This window comes from Sulfitobacter sp. KMM 9851 (assembly GCF_057178245.1).
Genome location: NZ_CM169991.1, coordinates 215,736 through 234,524 on the forward strand (window position 1 = coordinate 215,736; position 18,789 = coordinate 234,524).

At 59.6% G+C, this 18,789-nt stretch carries 17 protein-coding genes; 11 read left to right on the plus strand and 6 right to left on the minus strand.

Annotated elements, in window-relative coordinates:
* Positions 1-55 precede the first annotated feature (55 nt).
* Positions 56-3,073: an aminotransferase class III-fold pyridoxal phosphate-dependent enzyme gene (locus AC1965_RS01055; RefSeq protein WP_483885460.1), complete on the plus strand. Its 3,018-nt coding sequence runs from the start codon at positions 56-58 to the stop codon at positions 3,071-3,073.
* Here AC1965_RS01055 and AC1965_RS01060 read toward each other — a convergent pair.
* Entirely contained in the window at positions 3,070-3,927 is an 858-nt protein-coding gene (locus AC1965_RS01060) for an LOG family protein (protein ID WP_483885461.1), read from the minus strand. The genes AC1965_RS01055 and AC1965_RS01060 overlap by 4 nt on opposite strands.
* 177 nt (positions 3,928-4,104) lie before the next feature.
* Here AC1965_RS01060 and dapD point away from each other — a divergent pair, with 177 nt between their 5' ends.
* From dapD to AC1965_RS01075, 3 genes are all read left to right on the plus strand, one after another.
* The gene (dapD, locus tag AC1965_RS01065; RefSeq protein WP_483885462.1) at positions 4,105-4,932 is read left to right on the plus strand and encodes a 2,3,4,5-tetrahydropyridine-2,6-dicarboxylate N-succinyltransferase; all 828 of its coding nucleotides are present in this window, start codon (positions 4,105-4,107) and stop codon (positions 4,930-4,932) included.
* A gap of 57 nt (positions 4,933-4,989) precedes the next feature.
* Positions 4,990-5,244: a GlsB/YeaQ/YmgE family stress response membrane protein gene (locus AC1965_RS01070; protein ID WP_483885463.1), complete on the plus strand. Its 255-nt coding sequence runs from the start codon at positions 4,990-4,992 to the stop codon at positions 5,242-5,244.
* A 73-nt stretch (positions 5,245-5,317) separates the two neighbouring features.
* A complete protein-coding gene (locus AC1965_RS01075) occupies positions 5,318-5,656 on the plus strand; it encodes a hypothetical protein (RefSeq protein WP_483885464.1) in 339 nt (112 codons plus the stop codon).
* Here the strand turns inward: AC1965_RS01075 and AC1965_RS01080 are convergent.
* A complete protein-coding gene (locus tag AC1965_RS01080; protein ID WP_483885465.1) occupies positions 5,622-6,527 on the minus strand; it encodes an EamA family transporter in 906 nt (301 codons plus the stop codon). The genes AC1965_RS01075 and AC1965_RS01080 overlap by 35 nt on opposite strands.
* Before the next feature lie 82 nt (positions 6,528-6,609).
* On the opposite strand from AC1965_RS01080, the gene AC1965_RS01085 reads away from it, so the two are divergent.
* The gene (locus tag AC1965_RS01085; RefSeq protein ID WP_483885466.1) at positions 6,610-7,101 is read left to right on the plus strand and encodes a MarR family winged helix-turn-helix transcriptional regulator; all 492 of its coding nucleotides are present in this window, start codon (positions 6,610-6,612) and stop codon (positions 7,099-7,101) included.
* Here AC1965_RS01085 and AC1965_RS01090 read toward each other — a convergent pair.
* Together AC1965_RS01090 and AC1965_RS01095 are read right to left on the minus strand one after the other, a co-directional pair.
* Complete coding sequence (locus AC1965_RS01090; RefSeq protein WP_483885467.1) at positions 7,086-8,180, minus strand: Hint domain-containing protein; 1,095 nt, start codon at positions 8,178-8,180, stop codon at positions 7,086-7,088. The two genes, AC1965_RS01085 and AC1965_RS01090, sit on opposite strands and share 16 nt — an antisense overlap.
* A 1-nt stretch (position 8,181) precedes the next feature.
* Positions 8,182-9,762 (minus strand): Hint domain-containing protein, encoded by a 1,581-nt coding sequence (locus tag AC1965_RS01095; RefSeq protein ID WP_483885468.1) that lies wholly within the window; start codon positions 9,760-9,762, stop codon positions 8,182-8,184.
* A 265-nt stretch (positions 9,763-10,027) separates the two neighbouring features.
* On the opposite strand from AC1965_RS01095, the gene dapE reads away from it, so the two are divergent.
* The 4 genes from dapE to rnr are packed head-to-tail and all read left to right on the plus strand — an operon-like array spanning position 10,028 to position 14,449.
* Positions 10,028-11,173 (plus strand): succinyl-diaminopimelate desuccinylase, encoded by a 1,146-nt coding sequence (gene dapE, locus AC1965_RS01100; RefSeq protein ID WP_483885469.1) that lies wholly within the window; start codon positions 10,028-10,030, stop codon positions 11,171-11,173.
* A complete protein-coding gene (locus tag AC1965_RS01105) occupies positions 11,170-11,592 on the plus strand; it encodes a GNAT family N-acetyltransferase (protein ID WP_483885470.1) in 423 nt (140 codons plus the stop codon). The genes dapE and AC1965_RS01105 overlap by 4 nt, the downstream gene beginning before the upstream one ends.
* Positions 11,589-12,161 (plus strand): TIGR04282 family arsenosugar biosynthesis glycosyltransferase, encoded by a 573-nt coding sequence (locus AC1965_RS01110; RefSeq protein WP_483885471.1) that lies wholly within the window; start codon positions 11,589-11,591, stop codon positions 12,159-12,161. The genes AC1965_RS01105 and AC1965_RS01110 overlap by 4 nt, the downstream gene beginning before the upstream one ends.
* 32 nt (positions 12,162-12,193) lie before the next feature.
* Positions 12,194-14,449, plus strand: a complete 2,256-nt coding sequence (gene rnr / locus AC1965_RS01115; RefSeq protein ID WP_483885472.1) for a ribonuclease R — start codon at positions 12,194-12,196, stop codon at positions 14,447-14,449.
* On the opposite strand, the gene AC1965_RS01120 is transcribed toward rnr, so the two are convergent.
* Complete coding sequence (locus tag AC1965_RS01120) at positions 14,418-15,146, minus strand: glutathione S-transferase family protein (RefSeq protein ID WP_483885473.1); 729 nt, start codon at positions 15,144-15,146, stop codon at positions 14,418-14,420. The genes rnr and AC1965_RS01120 overlap by 32 nt on opposite strands.
* A gap of 78 nt (positions 15,147-15,224) precedes the next feature.
* On the opposite strand from AC1965_RS01120, the gene AC1965_RS01125 reads away from it, so the two are divergent.
* Both AC1965_RS01125 and AC1965_RS01130 read left to right on the plus strand, forming a co-directional pair.
* Positions 15,225-15,944, plus strand: coding sequence for a helix-turn-helix transcriptional regulator (locus AC1965_RS01125; RefSeq protein WP_483885474.1), 720 nt, complete (start codon positions 15,225-15,227; stop codon positions 15,942-15,944).
* A gap of 63 nt (positions 15,945-16,007) precedes the next feature.
* Positions 16,008-17,315, plus strand: coding sequence for a lytic murein transglycosylase (locus AC1965_RS01130; RefSeq protein WP_483885475.1), 1,308 nt, complete (start codon positions 16,008-16,010; stop codon positions 17,313-17,315).
* 5 nt (positions 17,316-17,320) lie between these two features.
* On the opposite strand, the gene AC1965_RS01135 is transcribed toward AC1965_RS01130, so the two are convergent.
* Positions 17,321-18,748, minus strand: coding sequence for an aspartate aminotransferase family protein (locus AC1965_RS01135; protein ID WP_483885476.1), 1,428 nt, complete (start codon positions 18,746-18,748; stop codon positions 17,321-17,323).
* Positions 18,749-18,789 lie beyond the last annotated feature (41 nt).

Here is an 18,789-nt window from a genome sequence, read left to right on the forward strand (position 1 = left end):
TTCCCGGATAATTCCCGATCAATGGCGGCAATTCAATCGGGTGCCGGGGACGATCATGCAGAACAATTGGGCAGGCTTATTGCAGCAGCACTGGGGAATCTCAGCCAAGCTGGAGCAGTTGGATGGCGAATACGATCTGAACTTTCGCGCCGTTGCCGAGGACGGTCGTACCTATGTGATGAAGGTGATGCGTGCAGGGTGTGATCCGGTACTGATTGATATGCAGGTGGCTGCCCTGGCCCATGTGGCGACCCATGCGCCGGATATCCCGATGCCGCGCGTGATCCCAGCACATGATGGTGCGCTGATGGTGACCGCGCAGGACGAAACAGGTGCGCCGCGACTGATCTGGGTGCAGTCGGCCTTGCCGGGCATGTGCTATGCTAAATTCCGTCCACATTCCGAAGCTTTGGTAGAGGCATTAGGACGCGAAGCCGGGGCGTTGTCTGATGCGCTGGCAGGGTTTGAGCACCCCGGTCTTGCGCGCGATTTCAAATGGGACCTGATGCAGGCAAGTTGGGTGAGGCCCCAGCTTGACGTGATACAAAACAGTGTACGGCGGGCGCTGCTGTCCGACGTCTGCGCGGGTTTTGATGCGATCAGTCCGGTTCTTGAGACCCTGCCAAAACAGGCGACGCACAACGACCTGAACGATTATAATATCCTTGTCGATCTGATGCCTGAAGGCGCGCGCGTTTCGGGGCTGATTGATTTGGGTGATATGTGTGCCGCGCCGCGGGTCTGTGATCTGGCGATTGCAGCGGCCTACGTCGTGCTTGACCATCCAGAGCCCGAGGCGGCGCTTGTTGCACTGGTGCGCGGCTACCACGCCGCCACTCCGCTGAGCGGTTCCGAGATTGATCTGATCTATCCTTTGCTGCGGATGCGGCTGGCCCTGAGTGTGGTCAATTCAACGCTGATGGCGCGCGAGGTGCCGGATGATCCGTATGTAACGATATCGCAGGCGCCGGCATGGCGCTTTCTTGAAGGGGTTGATCTGGACGCGCCCCTGTTGCGGTGCCGGTTGCGGGCGGCCTGTGGATTGCCACTGGATGATGCGACCGCCCGGATTGCTGCCTGGATCAACAGCGCAAGTGGCGGGTTCTCTCCGGTGATTGGCGTACCGCTGGACGCGGCGCCGACTGGCGCGCTGTCGGTCGAAGCCACGAGCACGCCGCGCAATCCGTTTGAAATGAGCCATGCGGAGGCCGCAGCGCTGGGGGCTGATACGTTTGGGCCGGACGACATCTGGCTGGGTTTCTACGGCGAGCCGCGACTGATCTACACCGCCCCGGCGTTTCGCAAAGGGCCGTGGAAATCGTCAAACCGCCGCACCATTCATCTGGGGGTAGATATCTTTGCCCCTGCGGGTACGCCGGTAAGCGCGCCACTGGCCGCCACGGTCGCCTTTACCGAAGACCGCCGGGGCGCGCTGGACTATGGCGGTATGGTGATCCTGCGGCACGAAACACCCGGCGGCGATGTTTTTCATACGCTTTACGGTCACCTTGATCCCGGTAGCATTTCCAACCTGAAAGAGGGGCAGAAAATCGCTTCTGGCGCGGTGTTTGCCTGCTTTGGCGCTGATGACTGCAATGGCGGTTGGGCGCCGCATCTGCATTTCCAATTGGCCTATACGCTGGCGGGGATGGGCACGGATTGGCCCGGTGTGGCGGATGTGGACGAGATGTATCTGTGGGGTGCCATCTGCCCAAACCCGGCGGCGTTGCTGAACCTCAGCGATGACCATGTCGCCCATAAACCAACGGACAAAAACCACGTTGCCCGGATGCGGCAAGATCACTTTGGCGGCAATCTAAAGCTGACGTATAATGATCCGGTCATGCTGCTGCGGGGCTGGCGGCACCATATGTTCGATGAATGGGGGCGGCCCTATCTGGATGCTTACAACAACGTGCCGCATGTCGGTCACGCCCATCCGCGCCTGCAATCCGTCGTGGCGGACCAGTTAACGCGCATGAACTCCAACACCCGCTATCTGCACCCAGCACAGGCGGCATTTGCCGACAAGCTGCTGTCGAAACTGCCGCCAGAACTGTCGGTGTGCTGGTTCGTGAACTCGGGCAGCGAAGCAAACGAACTGGCCCTGCGGCTGGCCCGCGCGGCCAGTGGTGGCCGGGCGATCATCACGCCCGATCATGGCTATCACGGCAACACGACCGGCGCGATGGACATGTCGGCCTATAAATTCAATGCCGAGGGGGGTGCGGGCCAACCCGATTGGGTTGAACTCATCGACCTGCCCGACGATTACCGAGGCACTTTTTGCCGCGATAGGCCTGATGCCGGGGCCGCCTATGCGGCGCAGGTCGACGGGGCGCTGGCCCGGCTTGAGGCCAAGGGCCACAAATTAGCGGGGTTCATCGCTGAAACATTTCCGTCCGTCGGGGGGCAAATTATCCCGCCGGCAGGCTATCTGGAAGGCGTCTATCGCCGTATCCGCGCGGCTGGTGGGGTCTGTATCGCGGACGAGGTACAAACCGGGTTGGGCCGTCTGGGGTCACATTACTTTGCGTTCGAAGCGCAGGGTGTTCTGCCGGATATCGTGGTACTGGGCAAGCCGATCGGCAATGGCCACCCCATCGGTGTGGTAATCACCACGCCAGAGGTCGCCGCCGCTTTTGCCCAAGGCCCCGAATTTTTCTCGACGTTCGGCGGATCGACCCTGTCTTGCCGGGTGGGAAAAACCGTGCTGGATATCGTCGATGACGAAGGTCTGATGCAGAACGCCGACGCTATGGGAAAACGGTTGATGGTCGGGCTTGAAACGCTGGCAGACAAACACGCGCTGATCGGTGATCTGCGCGGCATGGGCCTGTTTATAGGCGTGGAGTTGGTCAATGACCGGAATGCACGTACCCCTGCAACCCGCCAGACCGCGCATATCCTGAACCGGATGCGCGACGAACGCATCTTGATCGGCTGTGAGGGGCCGGACAACAACATCCTGAAAATCAGGCCGCCGCTGACGATCGAAGCGGACGATATCGATCTGCTTCTGGATCGGCTGGACACCATCCTGTCCGAAACCGCCAGCGCGCCGGGGGGTTAACCCCCCAGCTTTTCGCGGCCCGGCACGTGGTCGCGGGCGGGCGCTGTTTCCCAATTCTCGATCAGGTGCATGGCGTCCTGCGCCGTTTCGACAAAACGGAACAGGCCCAGATCTTCGGCAGAGATCGTGCCGGCGTCGGCCAGGGCATCCCAGTTGATGATTTTTTCCCAAAAGGCGCGCCCGAACAGCAGGAACGGCACCCGGTTCATGCGGCCGGTCTGGATCAGCGTCAGCGCCTCAAACAATTCGTCCATGGTGCCAAAGCCGCCCGGAAAGACGCAGATCGCGCGGGCGCGCATCAGAAAATGCATCTTTCGGATCGCGAAGTAGTGAAAATTGAAACACAGCTCGGGGGTGACATATTCATTGGGCGCCTGTTCGAATGGCAGCACGATGTTCAGCCCGATGGAATGGCCGCCTGCGTCAATCGCGCCGCGGTTGCCCGCTTCCATCACGCCGGGGCCGCCGCCGGTGACAATGACGTTTTCGGTGCCGTCGCTTTCCATAGACTTCAGCGTCATCAGTCGGGCAAATTCGCGGGTCTCGTCGTAAAACCGAGACAGTTCTGCCAGCGTTTCCGTCCGGGCAGTGTGTTTCAGGGCGGGGGCCGGTATGCGCGCGCCGCCGAACAATACGATCGTAGATTTGATGCCATGCGCATCCAAAAGCAGCTCAGGCTTGAGCAGTTCCAGTTGCAGCCGCACCGGGCGCAACTCGTCGCGGCACATGAAGTCATCGTCGGTAAAGGCGAGACGATACGCGGGCGCACGCGTCTGGGGTGTATCTGGGGCATCCTCGGCCTGCGCGCGGTCAGTATGGGCGTCGCGCAGCGGGTGGCGTTTAGGGTTGGTCATCGGTGTCTCCGGTCATGAATTCGCGTCGGGCGTACCCGCTTGGGATTAACATGCAGTGTCTTGTAAGGATTGACCACGCCGTTCTAGCGATGCCGGGTGTCGCGCGTGGCAATTGCACCCAAGGCTTAGCCCCGGTATAGCGCGACAAAGCCTTTTGCAGCACCGGAGAGCACGTCCATGTCCAACGCCCAACTTGAAACCGCCATCGAAGCCGCTTGGGATACCCGCGATAAGATCACCTCTGCCACCGGTGGGGAAACCCGCGCCGCAATCGAAGAGACACTGAACGCCCTCGACAGTGGCAAGCTGCGGGTGGCGGAAAAGCAGGACGATGGCAGCTGGCACGTCAATCAATGGGCCAAGAAAGCTGTGCTTTTGGGGTTTCGGATCAAGGACATGGAACATCAGGAAGGTGGCCCGCAGGGCGCCGGCTGGTGGGACAAGGTCGACAGCAAGTTCAAAGGCTGGGGTGGCGCGGAATGGAAAGAAGCGGGGTTTCGTGCGGTGCCGAACTGTGTCGTGCGCCGGTCAGCCTATATCGCGCCAGGCGTGGTGTTGATGCCATCCTTTGTGAACATCGGCGCCTATGTCGATAGCGGCACCATGGTAGATACTTGGGCCACGGTGGGTAGCTGCGCGCAGATCGGCAAGAACGTGCACCTCTCTGGCGGCGTTGGCATTGGTGGCGTGTTGGAGCCAATGCAGGCCGGTCCGACCATCATCGAGGATAATTGCTTTATCGGCGCACGGTCAGAAGTTGTCGAAGGCTGCATCGTGCGGGAAGGGTCCGTTCTAGGGATGGGTGTCTTTATTGGTCAGTCGACCAAGATCGTAGATCGCGAGACCGGCGAGATCATGTATGGCGAAGTGCCAGCAGGCTCTGTCGTGGTCGCGGGAACGATGCCTTCCAAGAATAACGTGAACCTTTACTGCGCTGTCATCGTCAAGCGGGTGGATGCGCGGACGCGCTCCAAGACGTCGATTAACGAATTGTTGCGCGACTGATTGGAACCAAATCGCCCTTACTGAGTTAATGTCGAGAAATCTCAGGAGGGAATACGTATGGAAGGTCTTGGTTGGTTTGCAGCGATTATCGTTGGCGGCTTGGCTGGTTGGATTGCTGAAAAGATCATGAAGTCCGATATGGGGCTGCTCATGAATATCATCTTGGGCATCATCGGTGCATTGGTGGCAAACTTCTTGTTGGTCACCATCATCGGTTCGACCCTTGGTGGTTGGATTGGTCAGTTGATCGTCGGTGTCATCGGGGCATGTCTGCTTATCTGGGTTACCCGGATGGTGCGTGGACGCGCCTGACAGTGAAGGTCTGACCTTTTCAAGGTCAATTGAACAAGGTAGGGCTGCTGGATAACAACCAGCGGCCCTAATCATGTCTGATCTAAAGAAACCCAAGAAGCCGTCCCGCCAGCAGGTCTATACGCTGTTGGTAGAGATTGGCCGCAAAGACGGCGATGGTCTGCCAGACAAGGCGACGGGTGCGGCCTTGATGTGTTTCGCCTCCGGGGTTGATGAGGCCGAGGCTGTGCGTGAGACAGTGGCAATCCTGAAGCAGGCTGATACCAATCCGCTGGACGTTACGGGTTATGGCACCTTGGCCGAGCGTGAGGCCGAAGGTCACGAGATTGACGACGAAGAACGCGCGCTGATGCAGCGCGCGCTGGAAGAAAATTCTGTCATCGTGGCGCAGATGACGCCATTTTTCGACTGAAAGACCATCTGACAGGGTGATCGGGGCGTCGCATCGCGTATTGCCCAAGCAGTACACTGCCCAGCACCACTGCCATGCCGACCAATTGCAGTGCGTTCAGGCTTTCACGCAGGATGAGCCAGCCCAGCAAGCTTGCCGTTAGCGGGCTGAGCAGGCCAAGAATGGCAACCGCTGCTGAGGGAAGCTTTGAAATGCCATTCAGCCAAATGACATAGGTTACCGCCGCACCGATTAAGCCCAGATAGGCCAGCCCCAATAGATTGGTGCCGCTGATTGTCGACCAATCTGTGCCGCTGAACATCGCCATCGGAATCAACAGGATGCCACCTGCCGTTAATTGCCAGGCAGTGAAGGTGAGGGCGGACACCGGAGGTTGCCATTTCCGACTGAGCACGGTGCCAAATGCCATCGAGGCCGATCCGGCGATGCCTGCTATCACGCCAAGTAGATCCAGCTTTGCGGCGGGCGTCAGGATCAAGAGCGCTACGCCGAGAATGCCAGCGGCTGCGGCAACCAAGGATAGTGGTTTGATGGTCTGTCCCAAAAGCCCGCGCGCGGCAAAGATCACGATAAAGGGTTGCAGGGCGCCCAGCACGGCAGCAATCCCGCCGGGTAGGCGGTAAGCGGCGAGAAACAAAAGGGACCAGAAGATCGAAAAGTTTAACGCTCCAAGCACGAACATACGCCAAATCCACGCGCCTTGGGGCAGTTGGCGCACGAATAACAACAACAGCAGTCCCGCGGGCAGGGCCCGCAGGACAGATACGCTAAGAGGGTCGAGATTGGGCAGAAATTGTGTGGTTACGATGTAGCTGCTGCCCCAGATCGCCGGCGCAAGGGCAGTCAACAGCAGGGTCTGATTATGTGACATCCACGATTCCTTGTATATATCTTGACGTCAAGATACATGTATAAATCTTGACGTCAAGATACTTGCGTGCAAGGTAACGGGGATGGATGATATCGACCGGATCAAAGCGCAGTGGGCGGCCCAACGCCCCGATCTTAACACCGACCCAATGGCGTTGATCGGGCGCTTGGGACGATTGCGGGCCCATGTGGCCGATGAAATGGGCAAGACTTTTGCCAAGCACGGGTTAACCAGCGCAAGTTTCGACGTATTGGCAACGCTGTTACGTGCTGGTCCGCCGCATGCGCTGACGCCGAACCAACTGCTTGATACGATGATGATAACGTCGGGTACGATGACAAACCGCATTGATCAGCTGGTGCGCGCGGGGCTGGTTAGACGGGTGCCAAACCCGGACGACAAACGCAGCGTGAGTGTGGCGCTGACGGATGTGGGTCGCGCGCTGATTGGCCGCGCGGTGACCGAACATGTGGCGACGCAAGAACGCATCGTATCAGTGCTAAGCCCGGATGAGCAGACGCAGTTGAACGCGCTGCTCAAGACGTTTCTGGCAAAGGCTCAGGCGGCGCGTTGACGTGCGAGATGGATCGCTTCGAACCAGCGCAAAACCTGATGGCCCGGCCGCCCGTGTTCCGGCAGGCCCGCCCGATCCAAGCCGCGCAAGACACTGCTTTCCAATTGTGCGGCGTTGCGGCGTAGGCGTCCGATGTAAAGGCTTTCTGCTGCGGTGCCGGCGGCCAGCATTGTATCATGCCCCGGCAAGAGCAACTGGGCGTATTGAATCACAGGTCCGCAGGGTTCGTTCAGCGCCGCAAACCCGTTGACCAGATGCCGTGCAGGCACCAATACGGCCTCTTGGTTGAACAGATACTCTACCTCCGGCCCGTCGATCTTTATCCTTTGATCCGGGGCGACGATGATGTCTTGCTGCAAGCCAAAGTAGGGCGCGCGCAGGCGCACGGGACGATAGCTGCCCCGCGCGGGCACGGTACGACTGACCTGATGCAGCACCGGTACAACGCCCGAGGTTTCTGTCATCACCGTGTCGCCACGGCGCAGTTTTGCCAATGGGCGATATCCCCATGGCGTCGCCACAGGAGTGTCCGCCGTCATTGTAGGCATCGGGCCGACGGGTTCGATTTGATCAGAAAGGGCGGCAAAGATCATGTCAGGGCCGAAACTTTGTCCGCCGCGGCCCAGCATGAGATTGCGAATGTCATCCAGTGATAGAGGCCGGGGGTGGGGCACGACCACGCTTGTCACTTTGGTCTCTTCGGGTTTTTCAAGCGTCAGGCGGCCCCATTTTGCCGTTGAATCCCAAGAATAGCTGATACGCATGACATCGGTACGGCCCGCGTCCTTGTGTTGGATCGCTGCATGGGTAATCGCATCGCCTTGCACTTGAACCATCGCGATACCGCCGCCGGGAATTGCCTGAAACGTCAGACTGCGCAAAACGGGATGGGGTGTCTTGTAGCCAAACAAGACGCGAGGGCGCTCGTCCGGCATCATGTGAGTTTCAAACAAGATTGTACCGCGCGTGAGCAGGTGTCGGGGGTCATCTGCCAGCAAAGGCGCCGCGCGTTTGTCGACGCCTAAACCGCGCAGTGACAATCGGCGGTCGTCGTGGTCGCACAGGGCAAGCCATGTCATATCAAGCAGCCTTTGCCGCACGCAGCAGATCGGCTTCGAACCGTTTGAGCATCCGCCGTGCAGCCGGGGGATAACCTTGGCCGGTTTCGGTACAGATTTCGGGGAAAATCGTGCGGATTTCCTCCACGATCTCGCGTTCAAAGCTTTTGGCGGTTTGCGGTCCGGGAAGATAGCTTTCCGTCGCCAGACCTTCGGAAAACACGACTTGATGGCGGTCAAACATCAGATGGACATAAGTGACGTTTCCGCCGGTTAGTCGGGTAACCGACCGGTCGTTAATCAGATCTCGGGCGGCGATCAACACTTCGGATTCACCGAACAGCAATTCAGCAAGGTTGTCGCGGATCAGCACCCGGTGCAGGGGCGAAACAAGCAGATCACGGTGCGTGCCGAATGTATTTGCGCGGATGTGGATCGGGGCGAAATCACCGATGGCGGCGACCGAACGGGTGCCGATCCAGCGCAGCGGTTGCGGCCCGTCGTCCTGCGTTAAAACCAGATCGCCCGCACACAGGGTTTCCGCCGCCCGTTCGCCATCAGGCGTGGCAATCAGGGTACCGGCCACAAAGCAGGGCACCGAGGTGGCGTTCACAAAGCCAACATCAGCGTTGACGCCGTTGTCGACCGTATAGGTAAAGTTGAAATTCTCGGTGTCGCCATCGCCAGCGACGGTAAAGGTGCCATTGGCGTTCAGTGTCACCTGTTGCCCCGTAGGCAGTGTGATCGTGGTGCCGGCACTTACCGCTTGGCCGTTGACATGTGTGATCGTCAGCGTGCCGTTGCCATTATTGATGTCATTGGACAGCACATCGACGGTCGTGACGCCCTCGGGGTAGACATCGACATTGTCGGTGACGGCGACCAGATTGGTCTGCACCGAATTGCCCGCAATCAGCAGGTTGGAATCATAATTGCTGTCGGACACGTCGGCGATGGCGATACGCATGGAGTTCACAACGCCAGGATTGACCGGCATCGTCAGCGTCATTGTGATGGTGAACCCGTCCATCTCGGTGTTGAACTGGTCGTTCTGGTTGTTGACGTACATGTTGATGTTGTTGGTGGTGTTGATGTTGCCAGGATCGGTATCACCATTGCCCACCTCCAGCGGCACCAGCGTGCCGTTGATCCATACGCCCACGAAATCCTGATAAATGGAGTTTTCGAACTCGGGGTATTCCTCCGACGAGAACACGAACTGCATTGTCATCACGTCGGAGTCCGGGATGAAATCAATGTCTAGAGTAGCCGCATCATAGGTGCGCGCGCCGGCAGCCGCGTTGTACTGTCCGTGCCCATTGGTCCCTGATGTATTGGTCGACGTGCTGGCGCTTTGGTTGGACTGTCCCGATGAGTTCGTGAAATCCTGCGCGTTGCCTGTCGACAGGATCACGCCCGTGTCACTGGGGGTCACCCCCGGTGCCGTCGCCGTGCCGCCTGTGTAAATCCCGGCGCTGTCATTGTCGCCGTAGTAGGTGGCCCCTGTTACGGTGACGCCATCGCCAAAGATCGTCTGCGCCATATCTGTGGCCGACGTGCCTTCACGCACTGTTTCAATCGGAAGTTCCGACGCTGCTACCATGTCACTGCCTCATACCCGGTTCGAGACAGAACAGATCAGCGCGGCACGGATTTATCCCGTACCCTGAGTTAACCGTTTTGATACGGGTGGCCCTGTTTTCAGGTGCCTATACTGCTGATGCCCTGCCTCGGGTCATATTATTGCCTTAATCTAACACGGAAAACTCGGTTCTGTTAAGCAATTCGTTCATATCGGCCCTTGGCACCGCGCTCTTTTGGCCACAAATGTGGGGGAACCGCCGAGAAACTGCTGAAAAGGATCTACTATGCCCGGTCTCGACCCTGTCGACTTGACTGCAAAATTGGTGCGCTGCGCCTCTGTAACTCCTGCGGACGACGGCGCATTGGGCCTGTTGGAACGCGTGTTGACCGACGCGGGGTTCGAATGCCACTGGGCAGACCGTGGCGGTATCCGCAATTTGTTTGCGCGCTGGGGGACCAAGGGCAACAGGCGGTCTTTCGGGTTTAATGGTCATACCGACGTTGTCCCCATCGGGAACGAGGCGGATTGGTCTATGCCCCCGTTCGGGGCCGAGGTGAAGGACGGTGTCATGTTTGGCCGAGGCACCACCGACATGAAGTCCGGCGTTGCCGCATTTGTCGCGGCGGCCGTCGACTTTGTGGCCCAGACGCCCCCGGATGGGTCCATTGTGATTGCTATCACCGGGGATGAAGAAGGCGACGCGCTGGACGGCACGACCGCGCTGCTGGATTACATGGCTGAAAATGGCGAACGCATGGATGTATGTCTGGTGGGGGAACCAACCTGCCCGGAAACGATGGGCGAGATGATCAAGATCGGTCGGCGCGGGTCGATGAATGCGCATTTCCGTGTGGTCGGCAAACAGGGCCATGCTGCCTATCCTCACCGCGCTAACAACCCCTTGCCTGCGATGGTGCGACTGATGGACACGCTGGCCAGTCACGAACTGGACCAAGGGACCGACCACTTCGATCCCTCCACGTTGGCGGTGGTAACTGTCGACACGGGCAACCCCGCGACCAATGTCATCCCCGCGCAGTGTCGGGCAGCGGTAAACATCAGGTTTAACGATCTGCATTCCGGCGCCAGCCTGAGCGATTGGTTGCGGCAAGAGGCGGAAAAGGCCGCCACAGAGTTTGGCGTGCAGATCGGCGTTGATATCAAAATCTCGGGCGAGAGTTTTATCACGCCCCCCGGCCCGCTATCCGATATGGTTTCGGCCGCGGTGCGGGCGGAAACCGGGGTCGATCCTGTGCTATCCACAAGTGGTGGCACCTCGGATGCGCGATTTGTAAAGGCGCATTGCCCAGTGGTCGAATTTGGGTTGGTCGGCCAGTCGATGCATCAGGTCGATGAACATGTGCGGGTGGATCATATTCACCAGCTCAAAGGTATCTACGGCCGCATCTTGCAGGATTATTTTGCATGACAGTGACGATCGCCGAGACCGACGACATTACCACCTGCCTGGAAATCCGTCGCAAGGTGTTTATTGACGAACAGGGTGTGCCCGAGGCTGACGAGGTTGATGCGCTTGATCCTAAGTGCCTGCACTTGCTGGCAACCGACGCAGGAGCGGCAGTTGGCACAGCGCGTGTTTACATGAAGAATGGCACGGCAAAGATCGGGCGTGTTTGCGTGCTGCCGTCACATCGTGGCACCGGTCTGGGCGCGGCACTGATCCGCGCCGCACTGGTCGCCGCCCGGCAGAACGGCGGCATCCACCAGGCCAAGCTGGGCGCGCAGGTCCATGCCTTGGGGTTCTACGAGAAGCTGGGATTTACGGCCGTGGGGCCAGTTTTTGACGATGCCGGAATTGATCACCGGATGATGGTGGCCCCATTGTGAGGGCGACACTGATCGTGATGGTGAAAGAGCCGAAGCCTGGGCGGGTGAAAACGCGACTGGGACGCGACATCGGGATGGTCGGTGCCGCGTGGTGGTTTCGCCACCAGACGCGCCGTCTGATCCGCCGAATCCACGACCCCCGGTGGCAAGTGGTGCTGGCGGTGGCCCCCGACGTTGCCGGACTGCAAAGCCGCGTCTGGCCCGCGCATCTGCCACGCTGGCCGCAAGGGCGCGGGCATCTGGGTGATAGGATGGGGCGGATGTTGGCACAGGTGCCATTCGGGCCCGCCTGCGTTATAGGTGCCGATATTCCGGGGATCACGCGGATGCATCTGGCGCAGGCATTTCGCGCGCTGGGCGATCACGATGCGGTCTTTGGTCCGGCGCCCGATGGGGGGTATTGGCTGGTGGGGTTAAAGCACCCCCGCCGTCAGCCCGCTGGTCTGTTTCAAAACGTAAGGTGGTCCGGGCCGCACGCGCTGGCCGACAGTCGCGCAACCCTTCCGCGCCACCGCATCGCCGAGGTCGCCGGCCTGCATGACGTGGACGAAATTGACGATTTGCCATGACGACAGCGGGGTCGCGTGCTACCTGCAAGAACATGAGCAATATACCCAGCAAAGCCGAAATCCTCGAGTGGATTGAACAGAACCCGACCCTGACCGCCAAGCGTGACATCGCCAAGGCGTTCGGCATCAAGGGCGCAGCCAGGATCGACCTGAAACGCATCCTCAAAGAGCTTGAAGCCGACGGCCATCTGGAAAAGCGCAAGCGTAGCTATCAGGACCCGGATCGCCTGCCGCCTGTGTCGGTGCTGCTGGTGACCGGTGCCGATAAGGATGGCGATCTGTTTGCCAAGCCGATGGAATGGCAGGGCGAGGGCAAGGAACCCACCGTGCTGCTCATTCCCCGCGCCTCTGATCCGGCTTTGGGAGAGGGTGACCGTATTCTGGCCCGGCTCACCTTGGTCAAAGGCGAAGATCACCACTACGAGGCGCGCCTGATCCGGCGCATCGGAACAAATCCACGCCGCGTGCTGGGTGTCTTTCGCAAAGCCACAGAGGGCGGGCGTATCCTGCCCATCGACAAAGGCGCGGACCGTGAATGGGTCGTTGCAGCGGATCACACCCATGGCGCCAAGGATGGTGAATTGGTCGAGGCGGAATTGGCCGGGCCAAAATCCCGCATGGGGCTGCCGCGCGCCCGCATTGTTGAGCGGCTGGGCGATCCATCTGCCCCGCGTGCGGTGTCGCTTATCGCGATCCATCAGCACGGTATCCCGGACGAATTTCCCGACGACGTGATTGAACAAGCCGATGCCGCCAAACCGATGGGCCTGAAAGGCCGAGAGGATCTGCGAGATCTGCCGCTGATCACGATCGACCCGTCGGATGCACGCGACCATGACGATGCTTGCTATGCCCACGCTGACGAGGACCCAAAGAACGAAGGCGGGCATGTCGTCTGGGTCGCCATCGCGGATGTTGCGGCCTATGTCACACCGGGGTCCGCGCTTGACCGTGAGGCACGCAAGCGGGGCAATTCCACCTATTTCCCCGACCGCGTCGTGCCGATGCTGCCGGACCGTCTGTCCGGTGATCTGTGTTCGCTGCACGAAGGGGTGCCGCGCGCCTGTTTGGCTGTCCGGATGGTGCTGGATTCCAAAGGACAAAAGGTCGGCCACAGTTTTCACCGCGGGCTGATGCGCTCGCCCGCCTCGCTGCACTACGAAGAAGTGCAGGATGCCATTGATGGCCGCCCGAATGACCGAACTGGCCCGTTGGTCGACCCGGTGCTCAAGCCACTTTATGCCGCCTATGCCGCACTGAAAGAGGCACGCAAGCTTCGCCAGCCGCTGGATCTGGATCTGCCCGAGCGGCGGATCGAACTGGGCGAGGATGGCAAGGTATCCTCGGTGAACTTCAAGGATCGGTTGGATGCCCACCGGCTGATCGAGGAATTCATGGTGTTGGCCAACGTCGCTGCCGCCGAAACCTTGCTGCAGAAAAAGGTGCCGCTGCTGTTCCGCATTCACGAAGAACCTTCACCTGAGAAACTCGAAGCACTGCGTGAAACGGCGCAGGCAGCCGGGTTTACCTTGGCCAAGGGGCAGGTTCTGCAAACCGCTCATCTGAACAAGTTGCTGAATGACGCAGCGGGTACCGATGACGCGGAACTGATCAACCTCAGCACGTTGCGGTCGATGACACAGGCCTATTACGGTCCCGCGCATATTGGTCACTTCGGGCTCGCCTTGCGATCTTATGCGCATTTTACCTCGCCGATCCGGCGCTACGCTGACCTTATCGTACACCGCGCACTTATCACCGCGCATGGGTGGGGCAAAGACGGGCTCCAACCCGAAGAAATCGACGCGCTGGAGCAGACTGGCGCGCATATTTCGGATACTGAACGGCGTTCGATGGTGGCGGAGCGGGACACGACCGACCGCTATCTGGCGGCGTTCCTGTCGGAACGGGTGGGCAATGAATTCACCGGTCGGATCAGCGGCATCGCGCGCTTTGGCGCATTCGTAAAGCTGGATGAAACCGGGGCCGACGGGTTGCTGCCGATGCGCAGCCTTGGGCGCGAGTATTTCCACCACGACGCCGAGGCGCAGACGCTGATGGGGTCGGATACCGGCATGATGATCAGCATCGGCCAGCGCGTCACGGTTCGGCTGGCCGAAGCCGTGCCCGTAACGGGCGGGATCGCGCTGGAGCTGCTCGAAATTGAAGACCAAAAAGTGCAGCAAGGCAGCCGCAGCCCCGCAGGTCGCAGCCCCCGGCGCAAGGGCGCAAAAGCCAAACAGAAGAAAGACAAGATCAAGCGCAAAGTCTCTCGGACGCGGCGCTGAGAGGTGCCGCCATCGCCCGTTTGGTCCGGGCGATGTAGCTGCTTAGAACCTCGTCCTTGGTGATACGCTCTTTCAGAGGTGATGCACCCGGCGTTGCGCAAACAGCCGCGAGCATCGCCGCGACAGAGGTGTCCGCCGCGGTTGGGTGATCCGCGAACAAGAACTTTCCCTGCCAGAGCCGAATGGTGATCGCCTGCAAGTCTGGCTCTATCCGGTCTTGCCTTTCCACTGGGGTAAGTCGGCCCAGCCCCTGTGTGCGCATACCCTGAAGCACATCCCTGCGGATTTTGCCGGTGATGAATTTGCGCAGCGGTTTAGGGATGCTAGCAAAATAGGTTTCACGAATGAGAGGCCAGCGTTCGTCGTCTGCCCAGCGGTCCAGCATGATGTGGAAATACAAGTGTTCTTCTGCCATTCGAATAAAGGCACGTGACGTGGATTTTTCGATGTCGGTCAGCCCCGCATCGAACACCGCGCCTTGCTGTTCAAGATAGCAGCGGATGTTGTCGCTGTCCCCAATGATCCTGCCATCCACACCAATGGCGGGCAGTTTCTGGTTTGGGAAACTGCGCGGATCGTTGGTGTCTTTGCGCTGCCAGGGCAACCCGGATAGGTTCAATAGCCAAGCGGCTTTGACGCAGAAAGGGCTGGCGCTGAATTCACCAAAGGCGGGGGCGTACGTGAAAAGGGTTATCATCAAATTCTCCTGAGGTTGCAGGCGTTGGAATAGCAGGCAATACTGTCAATTCCTGTCAGTATTGGGTGCGTCAATTAAATGAGCCGGACACATAGATTATTCCAGGTGATGACGGCATTGCGCCGACTGCCCGCTCCGGTGCGGGCCGCGCAGTTGGCCGACGAAATGGCTGTGTCACTGCGCACGGTCTACCGGGATATCGACACGCTGCGCGAGTTGGGCGCGGTGATCGATGGCGAGGCGGGATTTGGGTACACTCTGATCGAAGACGCGGCACTGCCGCCGCTGGGTTTCGAAGATGACGAGTTGGAGGCGTTGGTTTTAGGGCTGCGCGATGTGGCCGTAATTGGCGATCCGGCATTGGCACGCGCGGCGAAATCGGCGCTGGCCAAACTGACGGCGCGGGTGCCTCCGCGGCAGGCGCATCGGTTGCAGCATGCGGTGCTGGATGCACGCCGTTTCACACGCCCTGAACCGCCGCGCATAGATGTAGCGGCGCTGCGCGCAGCAACCTGGGACGAGGAAACCGTTGAGTTTGCCTATCAAGATGCAAAGGGGGCCGCGACCGAACGGATGGTTGACCCGCTGGGCATTATCTATTTGCAAAACACCAACGTCCTGATGGCATGGTGCCATCTGCGCCAGGATTACCGGACCTTTCGATTGGACCGAATGGACAACCTTCACCGCGCTGGCCAAAGCTTTCGGCCGCGCCGGGTGTCGATGTTGCGCGAACATATGGCTCGGATTCGAGCGGAAATTACGGCACACGCGGAGCACCGCGCACCAGAAGGCTGAGCCCTTTCAAGTGGTGCCAAGGCCGCATAGGCTGTTGCGCGACAGCATGATGTGAGGCGCAACATGATCCGACAGTACACAGTTTTTGCAGGGTTTTTCGTGGGGTTGAGCGCGATAGGGTTCGCCTTGGCCGCCGAGACACAAGAATCGGTGCGCCCGGTGTCGCGCGCCCCGCAGACCACGCTTGTTTCTGCCGTACCGCCCCAAGACGCGGATGCTGATGCAGCGGTGCCTTCACAGGGCGATGACGCCGGGTTGCGCGACTGGATCGCAGCGTTCCGTCCACGTGCGCAGGACCATGGCATCACAGCAGAGGTTGTTGACCGCGCGCTGGCAGGTGTCCGCTATGACCCCGAGGTTATCCGGCGCGATAGGAACCAGTCCGAGTTCACCAAGACGATCTGGGATTACCTCGACACTGCGACATCGGACCTGCGTATTCAAAACGGTCAGAAGGCCCTGGCGCAGTGGCAACGCACGTTGGAAAGCATCGAAGCCGACTATGGTGTTGAGAAGGAGGTGATCACGGCAATTTGGGGGCTCGAAAGTGCCTATGGCACCTTTCGCGGCAGTGACAGTGTGATGAATTCGCTGGCCACGTTGGCCTACGATGCCCGCCGCGCCGAATTTTTCGAGGCCGAGTTGATCAATGCCCTGCGTATCTTGCAAAGTGGCGACACCACGCCGGATCAGATGCGCGGCAGTTGGGCGGGAGCGATGGGGCATACTCAGTTCATGCCGTCGTCTTTCTTGTCACATGCGGTGGATCGCGACGGCGATGGCAAACGCAATATTTGGGGCGCCGACCCGACCGATGCGCTGGCATCGACAGCGGCCTATCTCAAGAACTTTGGCTGGACCAAGGGACAGCCATGGGGCGTGGAGGTTTCGCTGCCCAAGGATTTTGACTACCTTCTGGCGGATCGGGACGTTGCAAAAACTACTGCTGACTGGGCCGAGCTCGGGGTAATGGGTCTGAATGGCAAGCCGGTGGCTGATCACGGTCCCGCCTCTGTTCTGTTGCCGGGGGGCGCAGAGGGCGCCGCGTTTCTGATCTTCTCGAATTTTGAAGTTATTGAGCATTATAATACTGCCGATGCCTATGTCATCGGTGTGGGGCATCTGAGCGATCGCATTGCGGGACGGGCAGCAATTCAGCACGAATGGCCCCGCGAGGACCGCGCGCTAAGCTTTGACGAGCGGATAGAGATGCAAACTCGCCTGACGGCAGCGGGATATGACACCCAGAAGATCGACGCCAAAATCGGCCCTTTGACGATCAACGCAGTGCGCCGTTTCCAGCAGGCGCAGGGGGTGGTGCCTGACGGCTATGCCTCCCTGCGCCTGCTGGATCGGTTGCGTGGCCTTTAGGCCGATTAGCCCAGCGGCGATGGATCGTCGTGGTGTGCCGGGGCAGGCGACAGCATGTCTTTGCTCTTGAGGTCGGCATAGGTGGCATCCAATGCCTGTTTTGCGCGGGCGCCAAATATTTTGATCTCTTCGGGGGTGATCACCAGCGGCGGCGAGATGATCATGCGGTCACCGACATGGCGCATCACCAGATTGTTGGCAAAGCAATGTTCGCGACAGATGTAGCCAACGGTGCCCTGATCGCCGACAAAACGCGACCGGCTTTCCTTGTCCGGTGAAAGCGGCAGCGAGGCCATCAGCCCCGATACGTTGACGCCACCCACCAGCGGGTGCTCGCCCAATGCGTCAAGCGCCTCTTTTAAGGCAGGGGCGGCGACATCGCGCACGTGGTCGATGATATTCTCTTCACGCATGATGCGCAGGTTTTCCAGCGCCACTGCGGCACAGACCGGGTGACCTGAGTAGGTATAGCCATGGTTGAACTCGCAGGCACCGATCACCTCGGCCACTTCGTCACAGACGATGGACCCGCCGATCGGCGCGTAGCCAGAGCTGAGGCCCTTGGCGATGGTCATAATATGTGGGCGAATGCCCATGGTCTGCGAACCAAACCAATTGCCCGTACGCCCAAAGCCGCAAATCACCTCATCTGCGATAAGCAACAGACCATATTTGTCGCAGATGCGCTGGATTTCGGGCCAGTAGGTGCTGGGTGGAATAATCACCCCGCCGGCGCCCTGAATGGGTTCGGCGATGAATGCCGCAACCTTCTCTGCGCCAAGTTGGAGGATTTTCGTCTCAAGTTCCTGTGCGCGGGCAAGGCCAAATGCCTCGGGCGTCTGATCGCCGCCTTCGGTCCACCAATCAGGCTGGCCGATGTGGTGAATGCCGGGAATGGGCATGCCGCCCTGCGCGTGAATATATGTCATGCCACCCAAGCTGCCCGACCCGACAGAAGAGCCGTGATAAGCGTTCTTGCGGCTGATGATATGGGTACGCTCCGGCTGGCCTTTTTCGGCCCAGTAGGTCCGCACCATTCTCAGGTTCGTGTCGTTGGCCTCTGACCCGGAACCGGCAAAAAAGACGTGGTTCAGATCGCCGGGGGCAAGGTCGGCCAGTTCCTTGGCCAAGGCGATGGCGGGTACGTGAGTGGTCTGGAAAAACGTGTTGTAGAACGGCAGTTCGTTCATCTGGCGCGCGGCCACCTGGCCCATTTCCTCGCGGCCATAGCCCAGATTGACGCACCAAAGGCCCGCCATAGCGTCAAGGATTTCGTTGCCTTCGCTGTCGGTCAGATAGATGCCTTTTGCGCGCGTGATCACGCGTGCGCCCTTGGCCGCCAATTCGTCATTTGTCGTGAAAGGGTGCATGTGATGCGCGGCATCCAATGCCTGAAGTTCAGCGGTTGGCAGGTGATTGGTGATCGACGACATGGGAAACGGACCTCGTGACTGAGAGTGAAAAATTGGTTCGC

Excerpts from the sequence above, each read along its gene's own strand:
- AC1965_RS01055 (WP_483885460.1), top strand. The coding sequence starts at position 56 with ATGCAGAACAATTGGGCAGGCTTATTGCAGCAGCACTGGGGAATCTCA.
- AC1965_RS01060 (WP_483885461.1), bottom strand. The coding sequence starts at position 3,927 with ATGACCAACCCTAAACGCCACCCGCTGCGCGACGCCCATACTGACCGC.
- dapD (WP_483885462.1), top strand. The coding sequence starts at position 4,105 with ATGTCCAACGCCCAACTTGAAACCGCCATCGAAGCCGCTTGGGATACC.
- AC1965_RS01070 (WP_483885463.1), top strand. The coding sequence starts at position 4,990 with ATGGAAGGTCTTGGTTGGTTTGCAGCGATTATCGTTGGCGGCTTGGCT.
- AC1965_RS01075 (WP_483885464.1), top strand. The coding sequence starts at position 5,318 with ATGTCTGATCTAAAGAAACCCAAGAAGCCGTCCCGCCAGCAGGTCTAT.
- AC1965_RS01080 (WP_483885465.1), bottom strand. The coding sequence starts at position 6,527 with ATGTCACATAATCAGACCCTGCTGTTGACTGCCCTTGCGCCGGCGATC.
- AC1965_RS01085 (WP_483885466.1), top strand. The coding sequence starts at position 6,610 with ATGGATGATATCGACCGGATCAAAGCGCAGTGGGCGGCCCAACGCCCC.
- AC1965_RS01090 (WP_483885467.1), bottom strand. The coding sequence starts at position 8,180 with ATGACATGGCTTGCCCTGTGCGACCACGACGACCGCCGATTGTCACTG.
- AC1965_RS01095 (WP_483885468.1), bottom strand. The coding sequence starts at position 9,762 with ATGGTAGCAGCGTCGGAACTTCCGATTGAAACAGTGCGTGAAGGCACG.
- dapE (WP_483885469.1), top strand. The coding sequence starts at position 10,028 with ATGCCCGGTCTCGACCCTGTCGACTTGACTGCAAAATTGGTGCGCTGC.
- AC1965_RS01105 (WP_483885470.1), top strand. The coding sequence starts at position 11,170 with ATGACAGTGACGATCGCCGAGACCGACGACATTACCACCTGCCTGGAA.
- rnr (WP_483885472.1), top strand. The coding sequence starts at position 12,194 with ATGAGCAATATACCCAGCAAAGCCGAAATCCTCGAGTGGATTGAACAG.
- AC1965_RS01120 (WP_483885473.1), bottom strand. The coding sequence starts at position 15,146 with ATGATAACCCTTTTCACGTACGCCCCCGCCTTTGGTGAATTCAGCGCC.
- AC1965_RS01125 (WP_483885474.1), top strand. The coding sequence starts at position 15,225 with ATGAGCCGGACACATAGATTATTCCAGGTGATGACGGCATTGCGCCGA.
- AC1965_RS01130 (WP_483885475.1), top strand. The coding sequence starts at position 16,008 with ATGATCCGACAGTACACAGTTTTTGCAGGGTTTTTCGTGGGGTTGAGC.
- AC1965_RS01135 (WP_483885476.1), bottom strand. The coding sequence starts at position 18,748 with ATGTCGTCGATCACCAATCACCTGCCAACCGCTGAACTTCAGGCATTG.